Source organism: Klebsiella sp. RCJ4 (assembly GCF_009025755.1).
GTDB lineage: Bacteria > Pseudomonadota > Gammaproteobacteria > Enterobacterales > Enterobacteriaceae > Klebsiella > Klebsiella michiganensis.
On record NZ_WCIN01000042.1, the window covers coordinates 124,348 to 136,758 of the forward strand.

The 12,411-nt window shown below is 56.3% G+C and carries 14 protein-coding genes; all 14 read left to right on the forward strand.

Annotation, left to right across the window (positions count from 1 at the left end; all coding sequences use genetic code 11):
- The first annotated feature begins 8 nt into the window (after nucleotides 1-8).
- From F8562_RS21430 to acpT, 14 genes are read left to right on the forward strand one after another with little or no spacing between them, the layout of a single operon-like run.
- Entirely contained in the window at nucleotides 9-260 is a 252-nt protein-coding gene (locus tag F8562_RS21430) for an acyl carrier protein (protein WP_014227106.1), read from the forward strand.
- Between the two features lie 6 nt (nucleotides 261-266).
- Nucleotides 267-848, forward strand: a complete 582-nt coding sequence (locus F8562_RS21435; protein ID WP_014227107.1) for a hypothetical protein — start codon at nucleotides 267-269, stop codon at nucleotides 846-848.
- A complete protein-coding gene (locus F8562_RS21440; RefSeq protein ID WP_014227108.1) occupies nucleotides 845-2,194 on the forward strand; it encodes an AMP-binding protein in 1,350 nt (449 codons plus the stop codon). The genes F8562_RS21435 and F8562_RS21440 overlap by 4 nt, the downstream gene beginning before the upstream one ends.
- On the forward strand, nucleotides 2,181-2,534 hold the full coding sequence (locus F8562_RS21445; RefSeq protein ID WP_014839718.1) for a hydroxymyristoyl-ACP dehydratase: 354 nt from the start codon (nucleotides 2,181-2,183) through the stop codon (nucleotides 2,532-2,534). The genes F8562_RS21440 and F8562_RS21445 overlap by 14 nt, the downstream gene beginning before the upstream one ends.
- The gene (locus F8562_RS21450) at nucleotides 2,525-4,216 is read left to right on the forward strand and encodes a glycosyltransferase family 2 protein (protein ID WP_014227110.1); all 1,692 of its coding nucleotides are present in this window, start codon (nucleotides 2,525-2,527) and stop codon (nucleotides 4,214-4,216) included. The genes F8562_RS21445 and F8562_RS21450 overlap by 10 nt, the downstream gene beginning before the upstream one ends.
- Nucleotides 4,217-4,219: 3 nt before the next feature.
- Nucleotides 4,220-4,642, forward strand: a complete 423-nt coding sequence (locus F8562_RS21455; protein WP_014227111.1) for an acyl-CoA thioesterase — start codon at nucleotides 4,220-4,222, stop codon at nucleotides 4,640-4,642.
- On the forward strand, nucleotides 4,639-5,244 hold the full coding sequence (locus tag F8562_RS21460; protein WP_014227112.1) for a LolA family protein: 606 nt from the start codon (nucleotides 4,639-4,641) through the stop codon (nucleotides 5,242-5,244). The genes F8562_RS21455 and F8562_RS21460 overlap by 4 nt, the downstream gene beginning before the upstream one ends.
- Entirely contained in the window at nucleotides 5,213-7,534 is a 2,322-nt protein-coding gene (locus F8562_RS21465; protein WP_042934209.1) for an MMPL family transporter, read from the forward strand. The genes F8562_RS21460 and F8562_RS21465 overlap by 32 nt, the downstream gene beginning before the upstream one ends.
- On the forward strand, nucleotides 7,527-8,111 hold the full coding sequence (locus F8562_RS21470; RefSeq protein ID WP_014227114.1) for a DUF3261 domain-containing protein: 585 nt from the start codon (nucleotides 7,527-7,529) through the stop codon (nucleotides 8,109-8,111). Before F8562_RS21465 ends, F8562_RS21470 begins: the two co-directional genes overlap by 8 nt.
- A 1-nt stretch (nucleotide 8,112) precedes the next feature.
- Nucleotides 8,113-9,282 carry a beta-ketoacyl-[acyl-carrier-protein] synthase family protein gene (locus tag F8562_RS21475; RefSeq protein WP_014227115.1) on the forward strand — a complete coding sequence of 390 codons (1,170 nt, stop codon included), beginning with the start codon at nucleotides 8,113-8,115 and terminating at the stop codon, nucleotides 9,280-9,282.
- Nucleotides 9,279-9,755, forward strand: coding sequence for a 3-hydroxy-fatty acyl-ACP dehydratase (locus F8562_RS21480; protein ID WP_014227116.1), 477 nt, complete (start codon nucleotides 9,279-9,281; stop codon nucleotides 9,753-9,755). The genes F8562_RS21475 and F8562_RS21480 overlap by 4 nt, the downstream gene beginning before the upstream one ends.
- Nucleotides 9,752-10,483 carry a 3-ketoacyl-ACP reductase FabG2 gene (locus F8562_RS21485; protein ID WP_014227117.1) on the forward strand — a complete coding sequence of 244 codons (732 nt, stop codon included), beginning with the start codon at nucleotides 9,752-9,754 and terminating at the stop codon, nucleotides 10,481-10,483. The genes F8562_RS21480 and F8562_RS21485 overlap by 4 nt, the downstream gene beginning before the upstream one ends.
- Nucleotides 10,480-11,709 (forward strand): beta-ketoacyl-ACP synthase, encoded by a 1,230-nt coding sequence (locus tag F8562_RS21490; protein ID WP_014227118.1) that lies wholly within the window; start codon nucleotides 10,480-10,482, stop codon nucleotides 11,707-11,709. Before F8562_RS21485 ends, F8562_RS21490 begins: the two co-directional genes overlap by 4 nt.
- A 1-nt stretch (nucleotide 11,710) precedes the next feature.
- On the forward strand, nucleotides 11,711-12,292 hold the full coding sequence (gene acpT, locus F8562_RS21495) for a 4'-phosphopantetheinyl transferase AcpT (RefSeq protein ID WP_014227119.1): 582 nt from the start codon (nucleotides 11,711-11,713) through the stop codon (nucleotides 12,290-12,292).
- Nucleotides 12,293-12,411 lie beyond the last annotated feature (119 nt).

The window sequence follows — 12,411 nt, forward strand, 5'->3', positions numbered from 1 at the left end:
ACGCCGTTATGACCGCACAAAACGCCATTTACGAAGAAGTCTCCGCGCTGCTGATTAAGCTGTTCGAAGTCGATGCGCAGGCGATTCAACCTGAAGCGCGCCTGTACGAGGATCTGGAGCTGGATAGCATCGACGCAGTCGACATGATCGTACATCTTCAAAAGAAAACCGGTAAGAAAATCAAGCCGGAAGAGTTTAAAGCCGTTCGTACCGTGCAGGATGTCGTCGATGCGGTAGAACGCCTGCTCAAAGAAGCATAATTCTCCGTGTCAGGCGCACGGTCGCTGCCGGTCATCACCCTGCTGACAGGTTTATTGCTGCTGACCTGGCCATTTTTGATCTGGTTTGGTCTGGCGCATAACGGCCTGCGCTGGCTGCTGCCGCTAATTGCACTCTTGCTGTTTTTACGCTGTCGTCAGATCCGACGACAGGCGGGGCCACTACGCATCGTCACACAGATCGTTGCTGCTGCAGGCATCACGCTGTGCTCTGCCAGCTATCTGCTCAAAACTCACCAACTGCTACTGTTTTACCCGGTGGTAGTGAACAGCGTCATGCTAGCGGTTTTTGGCGGTTCGCTGTGGTCAGCTATGCCGATTATCGAACGCCTGGCACGACTGCGAGAACCAGACCTTCCAGAAACTGCCGTTCGTTATACACGCCGTGTGACACAAATTTGGTGCGCATTTTTCATCTTCAACGGCAGCATTGCGCTCTTAACCGCGCTGCACGGCGACATGTCTATTTGGACGGCGTGGAACGGGATGCTCTCTTATCTGTTGATGGGCATGCTGATGGCCGGTGAGTGGTTAGTACGCCAGCGGGTAATGAAAAGAGATAATCAATGAAGCCGATCCTCACTCTGGCCCAGTGGCTCAACGCCCCTCGCCCGGTCGACACGTCGATTGCATGGCAGGAAGGACATACCTGGACACTTGGGCATCTGCGCAAGGATGTCGGTCATCTGCTTGAATACCTGCAACAGCAGGAAGGCGATCGCTGGGCGCTATGTTTTGAAAACAGCTATTTGTTCATCGTCGCGCTGCTGGCAACGCTGCATGCAGGTAAAATACCGGTGCTCCCTGGACACTGCCGCGTAACATTATTGAGTGAGCAGCACACCCTATTTGACGGTCTATTGAGCGATAAAGCGCTGGACTGGCAGGGCTCGCTGCGGGTGGTCAGTTCCGCCATGACGCTCGCCACTGAATCCTTCGCCTTTCCAGCAATCGACAACGATGCATATATTGAGCTGTTTACCTCCGGATCGACTGGTCAGCCAAAACGTGTGAACAAACCAATACGCCTTCTCAACAACGAAGCACAGCTGCTGGCAACGCGCTTTGCCGATCGTCTTGCAAATTGCCGCATAGTCGCTTCAGTCACACCTCAACACCTGTACGGCCTGACATTCCGTATCTTCCTGCCGATGGCCTTAGGTCTGCCTCTCCACGCAGGGATGCTCTGGTACGCAGAGCAGTTGGCGGCTCTGAGCCATAAATATCGGTACGCGTTTATCAGCAGCCCTGCATTCCTCAAACGCCTCGACGGCCAGCTCGCTCCCCCACCGGTAGAGATGATCCTGTCCGCGGGTGGTGTGCTCTCCTGGTCAGATGCCGCGCGAGCAGCTAGCTGGCTGAACGTTTGGGTGGATGAAATCTACGGCAGTACTGAAACCGGCGTTATCGCCTGCCGCGATTACCAACAAGATGATGCGAAATGGTTGCCTTTTCCTGGCATCAGCATCCATCAGGAAAATGGTTCATTTCGCGTTATTTCACCGCTAATTGCAGATGTTGATGGCTTTTTACTCGATGATATTCTGCAATTTTCAAAAAATGGGCAGTTCGGCCTGATTGGACGCCGGGGGCGGGTGGTCAAAATTGAAGAGAAGCGCATTTCGCTCAGCGAAGTGGAGCAGCGCCTGCTGATGTTGGACGGCATCCTTGATGCAGCGGTATTAACGGTAACACGCGGCAGCCGTCAAAGCGTGGGCGCCTTGCTGGTCCTGGATAACAACGCGCGAAAGCGCTGGGGTAAAACCCAGGAATTAACATGGCGGAAAGCGTTGAGCTCATGGCTGGAGCCGGTCGCCGTTCCCCGCTACTGGCGGGTGATTGATGAAATTCCGGTAAACAGTATGAACAAGCGTGTCTATGCGCAATTACAGGAGTTATTTCATGAAACCCCATGAAATTGAGCGCCATCAAGCACAACCTCATCAGATTCAAATCGATTTATATCTCGACCCCACGCTGTTCTGGTTTCGCGGGCATTTTGCCGTCCAGCCGCTGCTCCCGGGCGTTGCGCAAATAGATTGGGTGATGCATTACGCTACCACCCTACTCGCGCCCGGCTGGCGTTTTCATAGTATTCAGAACGTGAAGTTCCAGGCGCCGCTATTGCCGGAGACAGCCGTTACGCTCACCGTACTCTGGCAGGAAGAACGGCAAATACTCACCTTTAGCTATCAGCGCCACGACGGCGAAGCGCGACACATAGCCAGCAGCGGGAAGATCCGTTTATGCCGTTAAATTTTTCCCCGTGCGTGCTGATCCCCTGCTATAACCACGGCGCGATGATGTCGCGCGTGCTGGCGCGTCTTCAGCCGTTTGGCCTGCACTGCATCGTAGTTGATGATGGCAGCGATTTCCGTACGCAACAGGAACTCGAACGATTAGCGGCAGCATCTGCAAATATGACTTTAATTCGCCTGCCGATTAACTCAGGTAAAGGCGCAGCGGTTATTCGCGGCATGCAGACGGCAGCGGAAGCTGGCTTTAGTCATGCCGTCCAGGTTGATGCCGACGGCCAGCATGCTCTTGAAGACATTCCCAAACTGCTTGCCCTGGCCGAGGAACACCCGACGGCGCTGATTTCCGGACAGCCTATTTACGACGATTCCATTCCCCGCTCGCGCCTGTATGGGCGCTGGGTGACCCACGTCTGGGTGTGGATCGAAACGCTTTCGCTTAAATTGAAAGACAGCATGTGTGGCTTTCGGGTCTATCCGGTTGCGCCAACGCTGCGGCTAGCGCAGCGCGTGGCGCTAGGTAAGCGGATGGACTTCGATACTGAAGTTATGGTGCGTCTCTACTGGCAGGGTAGTACCAGTTATTTTATCCCAACCCGCGTTACCTATCCGCTAGACGGGCTATCTCATTTCGACGCCTTCAAAGATAACCTGCGTATCTCACGGATGCACACGCGACTGTTCTTCGGCATGCTGCCGCGCATCCCATCGCTGTTGTTCCGCCACACATCGCCACACTGGGCGCATCAGCAGGAGGTCAGGGGATTGTGGGGAATGCGTGTGATGCTTCTGGTATGGCGCCTGCTAGGGCGCAAGGCATTTACTCTGCTACTCTATCCAGTGGTCGCCGTTTACTGGCTCACGGCTTCCACTGCTCGTAAAGCTTCGCGGAACTGGATAGCTCGCGTACGCGAACAGCTCTCCGAGCGTCTGATGCCGGTCCCCCCTTCGCTCACCAGCTACCAGCACTTTCTGCGCTTCGGAAATGCAATGCTCGATAAAATTGCCAGTTGGCGCGGCGAGCTGCGGTTGGGCCGCGATGTGGTATTTTCGCCTGGCGCGGAAGAAGCCCTCAACGTCAACTCACCGTACGGCAAGCTGCTGCTTGCATCACATCTGGGCGATGTTGAAGCCTGCCGCGCGCTAGCGCAATTACAGGGCAGCAAAATCATCAACGCGCTGGTATTCAGCGACAATGCCCAGCGCTTTAAGCAAATTATGCAGGAAATGGCTCCGCAGGCTGGACTCAACCTGATGCCGGTCACCGACATCGGCCCGGAGACCGCCATCCAGCTTAAAGAGAAGCTAGAGCGCGGTGAGTGGATTGCCATTGTCGGCGATCGCATTGCGGTTAATCCCCAGCGCGGCGGCGAATGGCGCGTCTGCTGGAGCCGCTTTATGGGCCAACCCGCTCCGTTTCCACAGGGGCCGTTCATTCTCGCCTCGATTTTAGGTTGTCAGGTGGATCTGATTTTCGCCCTGCGCCAGCAGGGAACGCTGCGTATTCACTGCGAACCGTTCGCCAATCCGCTGCTGCTGCCGCGCGCCGAACGTCAGGATGCCTTGCAGAAAACTATCGAGCGCTACGCCGAACGCCTCGAGCACTATGCGCTCCAGTCGCCGCTGGACTGGTTTAACTTTTTCGATTTCTGGCAACTGCCGGACACCAAACACAAGGAATAAAAGGTGCTGAACGATCCCCGCTTTACGGCTGAAGTCGAGCTGGCTATCCCGTTCCACGACGTTGATATGATGGGCGTGGCGTGGCACGGCAACTACTTCCGCTACTTTGAGATTGCCCGTGAAGCGCTTCTGAACCAGTTCGACTACGGGTACCGACAGATGAAAGCCTCAGGTTACCTGTGGCCCGTGGTTGATGCGCGGGTAAAGTACCGTAATCCCCTGACCTTTGAGCAGCGCATTCGCGTCCGCGCGCGTATAGAGGAGTTCGAAAACCGCCTGCGCATCGGTTATGAAATTTTCGATGCCGAAACAGGAAAGCGGGCAACGACTGGCTACACCATTCAGGTAGCGGTTGAAGAAAAGAGTCGCGAACTGTGCTTTGTCAGCCCCACGATTCTGTTTGAACGTATGGGAGTTACGCCATGAGATTCTTACCACTGCTGGCGCTGTTCATCAGTCCCATAGTCAGCGCCCTGACGCTTGATAATCTGCAACAGCGCTTTACCGAACAGCCGGTGGTCCGGGCGCATTTCGATCAAACCAGAACGATTAAGGATCTGCCGCAGCCGTTGCGATCTCAGGGGAAGATGCTGATCGCCCGCGACCAGGGTTTACTATGGGATCAAACCAGCCCTTTCCCGATGCAGTTGCTGCTGGATGACAAGCGGATGGTGCAAGTGATTAACGGCCAGCCGCCGCAAACCATCACCGCCGAGAACAACCCTCAGATGTTCCAGTTCAACCATCTGCTGCGCGCGCTGTTCCAGGCCGATCGTAAAGTGCTGGAAGAGAATTTCCGCGTAGAGTTTGTAGACTTAGGCGAAGGACGCTGGACGCTGCGCCTGACCCCCATCACCACGCCGCTGGATAAGATTTTCGCGACCATTGATTTAGCCGGAAAAACGTATCTGGAGAGCATTCAACTCAACGACAAGCAGGGCGATCGTACCGATATCGCACTTTCCCAACATCAACTCACGCCAGCGCAACTGACCGATGACGAACGCCAACGCTTTGCCGCCCAGTAAACGCCCTGCGTTGCTATGGGGAATCGCCTGCCTGATCCTGCTGGGCGTTCTGCTAACGCAGCTGCCTCAGGCGCGGCTAAACAGTAGCGTGCTGGCGATGCTGCCAAAGCAAACACTGGGGAAGACCCCTCCGAGCCTGAACGACGGTTTCATGCAGCGTCTCGACCGACAGTTGGTCTGGTTGGTAAGCCCTGGTAAGAAAGCCGATCCGGCGGTAGCTCACGACTGGCTGATGCGATTGCAAAAATCGCAGGCGCTGGCTGAAGTGAAAGGCCCAATGGACGCCAACAGCCAGCAAGCGTGGGGAGCTTTTTTTTGGCAGCATCGCAACGGACTAATCGATAGCGACACCCGTGCGCGTTTGCAAAACGGCGGCGAGGCGCAGGCGCAATGGATACTTTCCCAACTCTACTCGGCATTCTCCGGCGTTAGCGGCAAAGAGTTGCAAAACGATCCGTTGATGCTGATGCGCGGCTCGCAGCTGGCAATGGCCAAAAACGGCCAACGCCTGCGGCTGATGGACGGCTGGCTGGTGACTCAGGATAAACAGGGCAACTACTGGTATCTGATGCATGGCGAGCTGGCCGGTTCCTCGTTTGACATGCAGCAGACGCATCGGTTGGTCACCACGCTAAAAACGCTGGAAGGTGAACTTAAAGCGCAATATCCGCAGGCACAGTTGCTGTCTCGCGGCACGCTCTTTTACAGCGATTACGCCAGCCAGCAGGCGAAACAGGATATCTCCACCCTCGGCGTGGCGACTCTGTTCGGCGTGATTCTGCTGATTATGGCGGTATTCCGCTCGCTGCGCCCGCTGCTTTTGTGTCTGATATCCATTGCTATTGGCGCGCTGGCGGGCACGGTCGTGACGCTGCTTATTTTCGGCGAGCTGCATCTGATGACGCTGGTGATGAGCATGAGCATTATCGGAATTTCCGCTGACTATACGCTCTATTATCTGACCGAACGGATGGTGCACGGTGCACAAATGTCACCGTGGCAAAGCCTCGCTAAAGTGCGGAATGCGCTGCTGCTGGCGCTACTGACTACCGTAGCGGCGTACCTGATTATGATGCTCGCCCCCTTCCCCGGTATTCGTCAGATGGCGGTCTTCGCGGTGATGGGGTTAAGCGCCTCCTGTTTAACGGTGATTTTCTGGCATCCGTGGCTATGTCGTGGTCTGCCCGTCCGTCCTGTTCCGTCCATGGTACAAATGCTGCGCTGGCTTGCCGCATGGCGACGCAATAAAAAGCTTTCCATCGGTTTGCCTGTGGTGCTGGCGCTGTTCTCGCTGGCAGGTCTTGCCACGCTGCGCGTTGATGATGATATATCACAGCTACAAACGCTGCCGCAGGACATCCTGGCCCAGGAAAAAGCCATTACCGCGCTCACCGGACAAAGCGTCGACCAGAAATGGTTCGTAGTTTATGGCAAATCTGCCCAGCAAACCCTGGAGCGGCTGGAACGCTTTACCCCCGAGCTGGAGCAAGCGAAAACAGAAGGATGGCTCAGCGGGTATCGCACCATTCCGCTAAATTCGCTCACCCGACAGCAGCAGGATCTTAGTTTGTTGAAAAATGCTGCGCCCACCGTTACCGCAGCCCTGAATAACGCCGGACTAGCGGCAGTAAATCCCGACCTCAACGCCATGCAGGTAACGGTTGATGCCTGGCTTGCCAGCCCGGCTAGCGAAGGGTGGCGGCTATTGTGGATAACGCTGGCAGATGGAGAAAGCGGCGTACTAGTGCCAGTAGAAGGCGTGAACAATAGCGCAGCGCTAAATGCTCTCAGCACAAGATATGTTGGTGTTGCGTGGGTGGATCGCAAAAGCAGCTTCGACGAGCTGTTCACACTTTATCGTCATATCCTGACCGGCCTGCTGTGCGTTGCGCTAGCGGTGATTGCCTGCGGGGCGATGATTCGGCTTGGGTGGCGAAAAGGGCTAATTAGCCTGGTGCCGTCGATGTTATCCCTTGGCTGCGGGCTGGCCGTACTTTCGCTGAGCGGTCATACGGTAAACCTGTTCTCGCTACTGGCGCTGGTGCTGGTGCTCGGAATTGGCATTAACTACACGCTGTTTTTTAGCAATCCGCACGGCACTCCGCTGACGTCGCTACTGGCGATTACGCTGGCGATGCTAACTACGATCTTGACCTTGGGCATGCTGGTTTTTAGCGCCACCCAGGCTATCAGCAGTTTTGGCATTGTACTAGTAAGCGGTATTTTCACCGCGTTTCTGCTTTCACCACTGGCGATGCCCGCGAAAAAGAGAAAAAAAGATAATGATTAAACCGACGTTCTGGCGCGCCATCGCTCTGATCGCAACGCTGATACTGGCCGGATGCAGCAGCTCGCAGCCGGAACAACAAGGGCGCCCTCAGGCCTGGCTCGAGCCGGGCACGCGCGTCACACTGCCTTTACCGGACATCTCTCCGCCGATTAATTCACAGCAACTACTCACCGGCAGCTTTAACGGCAAAACCCAGTCGCTGCTGGTACTGCTCAATGCTGACGATAAAAATCTCACGTTGGCAGGACTCTCCTCTGTCGGCATTCGCCTGTTCCTTGTGACCTACGATGAAAAAGGGCTGCACAGCGAACAGTCAATCGTGGTACCGCAGTTGCCGCCAGCAAGCCAGGTGCTGGCTGATGTCATGCTCAGCCACTGGCCAATTCACGCCTGGGAGTCGCAGTTGCCAAAAGGCTGGACATTGATCGACTGCGGCGATAAGCGCGAACTGCGCAACGCCAGCGGTAAGCTGGTCACCGAAATCATCTATCTGAATCGCAAAGGCAAGCGTGAGCCGATCAGCATCGAACAACATGTCTTTAAATACCACATCACCATTCAATATCTGGGTGACTGAAATGATCTATATTTCTGCCGTCGGCATGATCAACGCGCTGGGTAGCGATAACAATGAAATTGCCGCCAACCTGATGCGCGGCGTGGCACCCGGTATGCGCCCTCGTTCGGGCTGGCTTCGGGGACATCCGCACGCGGTATTAGCCGGTGTAGATGGCGAACTGCCGGTCATTCCCGATGAGTTCAGCGCCCATCGTTCGCGCAATAATCAATTACTACTGGCGGCGCTTAAACACATTCAGCCGCAGGTCGATAAGGCTATTACGCAGTACGGACGGGACCGGATTGCCGTGATACTGGGTACCAGTACCTCTGGACTTGATGAAGGCGATACGCACGTTAATCTGACGCTTAACGGACAGGAAAGCGCGGCCTGGCAGTACCCGCAACAAGAGCTGGGAGACCCATCGCGCTTTCTTAGCCGCTGGCTGGCACTGGCTGGCCCGGCATTCACGCTGTCAACCGCCTGCTCTTCCAGCGCCCGGGCAATAATTAGCGGACGCCGCCTGCTTGAAGCCGGGCTAGCGGACGTCGCGATTGTCGGCGGTGCGGATACGCTGAGCCGAATGCCGATCAATGGCTTCCACAGTCTGGAATCCCTCTCCCCAACGCTGTGCCAGCCGTTCGGTCGTGACCGCAATGGCATTACTATTGGTGAAGGTGCCGCGTTGATGCTGCTGACTCGTGAACCGCAGCCTATTGCTTTACTGGGCGTGGGCGAGTCGAGCGACGCATACCATATTTCAGCGCCGCATCCACAAGGTGAAGGAGCGATCCGCGCCATTCATCAGGCGCTGCACGACGCAGGAATCACGCCAGAGCAGGTGGGCTACATCAATCTGCACGGTACCGCCACGCCGCTTAACGACCAGATTGAATCCAGAGTGGTGCACGAACTGTTCGGCGAAACGGTGCCATGCAGTTCCACTAAACACCTAACCGGCCACACGCTGGGTGCGGCAGGGATCACCGAAGCGGCGATCGGTATGCTAATTTTGCAACGCAACCTGCCACTACCGCCGCAGAATTTTAGCTCCTCGCCACGCGACGAAACGCTGCCGCCCTGCGGTATCATCGAGCAGCCGCAGCCGCTTGAACGTCCAGTTATCCTGTCAAACTCGTTTGCCTTTGGCGGCAATAACGCCAGTATTCTGCTCGGGAGGATCTCATGAGCGACTATTTACCCCCCGGCGAATACCTGCCGCACGACGAGCCAATGCTGCTGCTTGATGAAGTGGTAAATGTGACGGACGACTCCACCCTCTGCCGAGTCACGGTATCGGCCAATGGCACGCTGGCCCCCTTTCTCGATGCAGAAGGCCATCTCCCCGGCTGGTTTGCCCTGGAGCTTATGGCGCAAACCGTTGGCGTCTGGTCAGGCTGGCACCGCCACCGGCAGGGACAAGAGAGTATTTCCTTAGGTATGGTACTCGGCGCGCGTGAACTGGTCTGCGCGGCGGGGATTGTTCCCGCCGGATTAACGCTGAATGTCTCCGTCACGTTGCTGATGCAGGATGAGCGCTTCGGCAGCTTTGAATGCACGATCGCCGCTGGCGAAGAGACGTTGGCTACTGGCAGGGTTAACACCTTCCAGCCAACATCTGAAGAACTTAACACCCTATTTCAACAAGGAGCGTCCGCATGAATCGTTCAGTTTTGGTTACCGGCTCCAGCAAGGGAATCGGTCGCGCTATCGCCCTCCAACTGGCAGCGGACGGCTTTATTGTTGGCGTCCATTATCATCGCGATGCGCAGGGCGCGCAGGAGACGCTGGATGCGATTCTCGCCGCAGGCGGCGCTGGCCGCCTGCTGACGTTTGACGTCGCCAACCGCGAGCAGTGCCGCAAGGTGTTAGAGCAGGATATCGAGGCACATAGCGCGTGGTACGGCGTGGTGAGCAATGCTGGTATCACACGCGATGCGGCCTTCCCGGCGCTCAGCGATAACGACTGGGATACGGTGATCCACACCAATCTGGATAGCTTCTACAACGTTATTCAGCCGTGCATCATGCCAATGATTAGCGCGCGTAAGGGCGGGCGAATCATTACGCTTTCTTCGGTTTCCGGCGTAATGGGCAATCGGGGCCAGGTTAACTACAGCGCGGCCAAAGCGGGGATTATCGGGGCGACGAAAGCGCTGGCAACTGAGCTGGCAAAACGCAAAATTACCGTCAACTGCATCGCACCGGGGCTTATCGACACCGGGATGATCGAAATGGAAGAGGCCGCGCTTAAAGAGGCGATGTCGATGATCCCCATGAAACGGATGGGCCATGCGGACGAAGTGGCCGGGCTTGCCAGCTATTTAATGTCGGATGTGGCGGGCTACGTGACCCGTCAGGTGATTTCCATCAATGGAGGGATGTTATGACGCGTAGAGTGGTGATTACAGGCATGGGCGGTGTCACCGCCTTTGGAGAAAGCTGGCAGGCCGTTTCCACCAGACTGCTTGACTACGAGAACGCAGTACGCAAAATGCCGGAGTGGCAGGTTTATGACGGCCTGCATACGCTGCTGGGCGCGCCGGTCGATGATTTCACCCCACCGGAGCATTATACCCGTAAGCGTATTCGCTCCATGGGCCGCGTATCGCTGATGTCCACTCGCGCCACTGAACTGGCGCTGGAGCAGGCAGGGCTAATTGGCGAGGCAGTGCTAACCAACGGCGAAACTGGTATCGCCTATGGCTCCTCAACCGGCAGCACCGGACCAGTGAGTGAATTCGCCACTATGCTGACCGAAAAACACACCAATAACATCACCGGCACCACCTACGTACAGATGATGCCGCATACCACCGCCGTCAACACCGGGCTGTTTTTCGGATTGCGCGGTCGCGTTATCCCCACATCCAGTGCCTGTACCTCAGGCAGCCAGGCGATTGGTTACGCATGGGAAGCGATTCGTCACGGATATCAAACAGTAATGGTGGCTGGCGGCGCAGAAGAGCTATGTCCGTCGGAAGCGGCAGTGTTTGATACCTTATTCGCCACCAGCCAGCGTAATGATGCCCCCAAAACCACCCCTTCCCCGTTCGATGAACAACGCGATGGTCTGGTGATTGGCGAAGGCGCAGGCACGCTGATCCTGGAAGAACTGGAGCACGCCAAAGCGCGCGGTGCGACCATCTACGGTGAGATTATCGGTTTCGCCACCAACTGCGACGCGGCGCATATAACCCAACCGCAGCGAGAAACCATGCAGATATGCATGGAGCAGTCACTGAAAATAGCAGGCCTGAGTGCTCTGGATATTGGCTATATTTCCGCTCACGGAACGGCGACCGATCGCGGTGATATTGCAGAAAGCCTGGCAACAGAGGCGATTTATGGTAACAACGTCCCCTTCTCTTCCCTGAAAAGTTATTTTGGCCATACCCTGGGTGCCTGCGGTGCGCTGGAAGCCTGGATGAGCCTGCATATGATGCGCGAAGGCTGGTTTGCGCCAACGTTGAACCTGCATCATCCGGATGCCAACTGCGGCGCACTGGATTACATCATGGGTGAAGCCCGCAAAATTGACTGTGAGTTTCTGCAAAGCAACAACTTTGCCTTTGGCGGCATTAACACCTCTATTATCATCCAGCGCTGGCCCTGAAATGTACCGGCTTTTTCTGGGAAACGTGTCGGCCTTAAGCGCAGGCGATCTGCCGTCTGCATTGATCTCCTGCGCGCCTCAGGGCGCCGGCCAAACTCGCTGGCTGGCCGGGCGTGCCCTGCTTTCCCATGCCGTTTCGCCACTGCCGGAAATTATCTATAGCGAACAGGGCAAACCTGCTTTCTCGGCCGGTACGCCACTGTGGTTCAATCTGAGCCACAGCAACGACGATATCGCGTTACTGCTGAGCGACGAAGGTGAAGTGGGTTGCGATATCGAAGTTGTACGCCAGCGCGATAACTGGCGCGCGTTGGTAAGCGCGGTTTTTAGCCCCCGCGAACAGGCTGAGATCGAGGCTATCCCCCCGGAACGGCAGATAGCTGCCTTCTGGCGGATCTGGACACGCAAAGAAGCCATCATCAAGCAGTACGGCGGAAGCGCCTGGCAAATGCGCAGTATCGACAGCACGCAGCCCTCCGCGCTGTCGGTGAGCCAGATTCAGATAGGATCGCTCAGCCTCGCGGTCTGCACGCCAACACCATTTCTTTTGACCACCGCGAACATCAGCCGGGTTCGCTCGTAAAATCAAGCCCTGCGGGCAACCGGCACCAGACTGCACGCTCCCGTAGCGCGGTCAACACTGCACCACCGGAAAGATTCAATGCCAATCATCAGCCCCGCCACACTTTCCGGAGGCGATGC

Excerpts from the sequence above, each read along its gene's own strand:
- F8562_RS21465 (WP_042934209.1), top strand. The coding sequence starts at position 5,213 with ATGACGAACGCCAACGCTTTGCCGCCCAGTAAACGCCCTGCGTTGCTA.
- F8562_RS21485 (WP_014227117.1), top strand. The coding sequence starts at position 9,752 with ATGAATCGTTCAGTTTTGGTTACCGGCTCCAGCAAGGGAATCGGTCGC.
- F8562_RS21475 (WP_014227115.1), top strand. The coding sequence starts at position 8,113 with ATGATCTATATTTCTGCCGTCGGCATGATCAACGCGCTGGGTAGCGAT.
- F8562_RS21450 (WP_014227110.1), top strand. The coding sequence starts at position 2,525 with ATGCCGTTAAATTTTTCCCCGTGCGTGCTGATCCCCTGCTATAACCAC.
- F8562_RS21430 (WP_014227106.1), top strand. The coding sequence starts at position 9 with ATGACCGCACAAAACGCCATTTACGAAGAAGTCTCCGCGCTGCTGATT.
- F8562_RS21445 (WP_014839718.1), top strand. The coding sequence starts at position 2,181 with ATGAAACCCCATGAAATTGAGCGCCATCAAGCACAACCTCATCAGATT.
- F8562_RS21440 (WP_014227108.1), top strand. The coding sequence starts at position 845 with ATGAAGCCGATCCTCACTCTGGCCCAGTGGCTCAACGCCCCTCGCCCG.
- F8562_RS21490 (WP_014227118.1), top strand. The coding sequence starts at position 10,480 with ATGACGCGTAGAGTGGTGATTACAGGCATGGGCGGTGTCACCGCCTTT.
- F8562_RS21460 (WP_014227112.1), top strand. The coding sequence starts at position 4,639 with ATGAGATTCTTACCACTGCTGGCGCTGTTCATCAGTCCCATAGTCAGC.
- F8562_RS21470 (WP_014227114.1), top strand. The coding sequence starts at position 7,527 with ATGATTAAACCGACGTTCTGGCGCGCCATCGCTCTGATCGCAACGCTG.
- F8562_RS21480 (WP_014227116.1), top strand. The coding sequence starts at position 9,279 with ATGAGCGACTATTTACCCCCCGGCGAATACCTGCCGCACGACGAGCCA.
- acpT (WP_014227119.1), top strand. The coding sequence starts at position 11,711 with ATGTACCGGCTTTTTCTGGGAAACGTGTCGGCCTTAAGCGCAGGCGAT.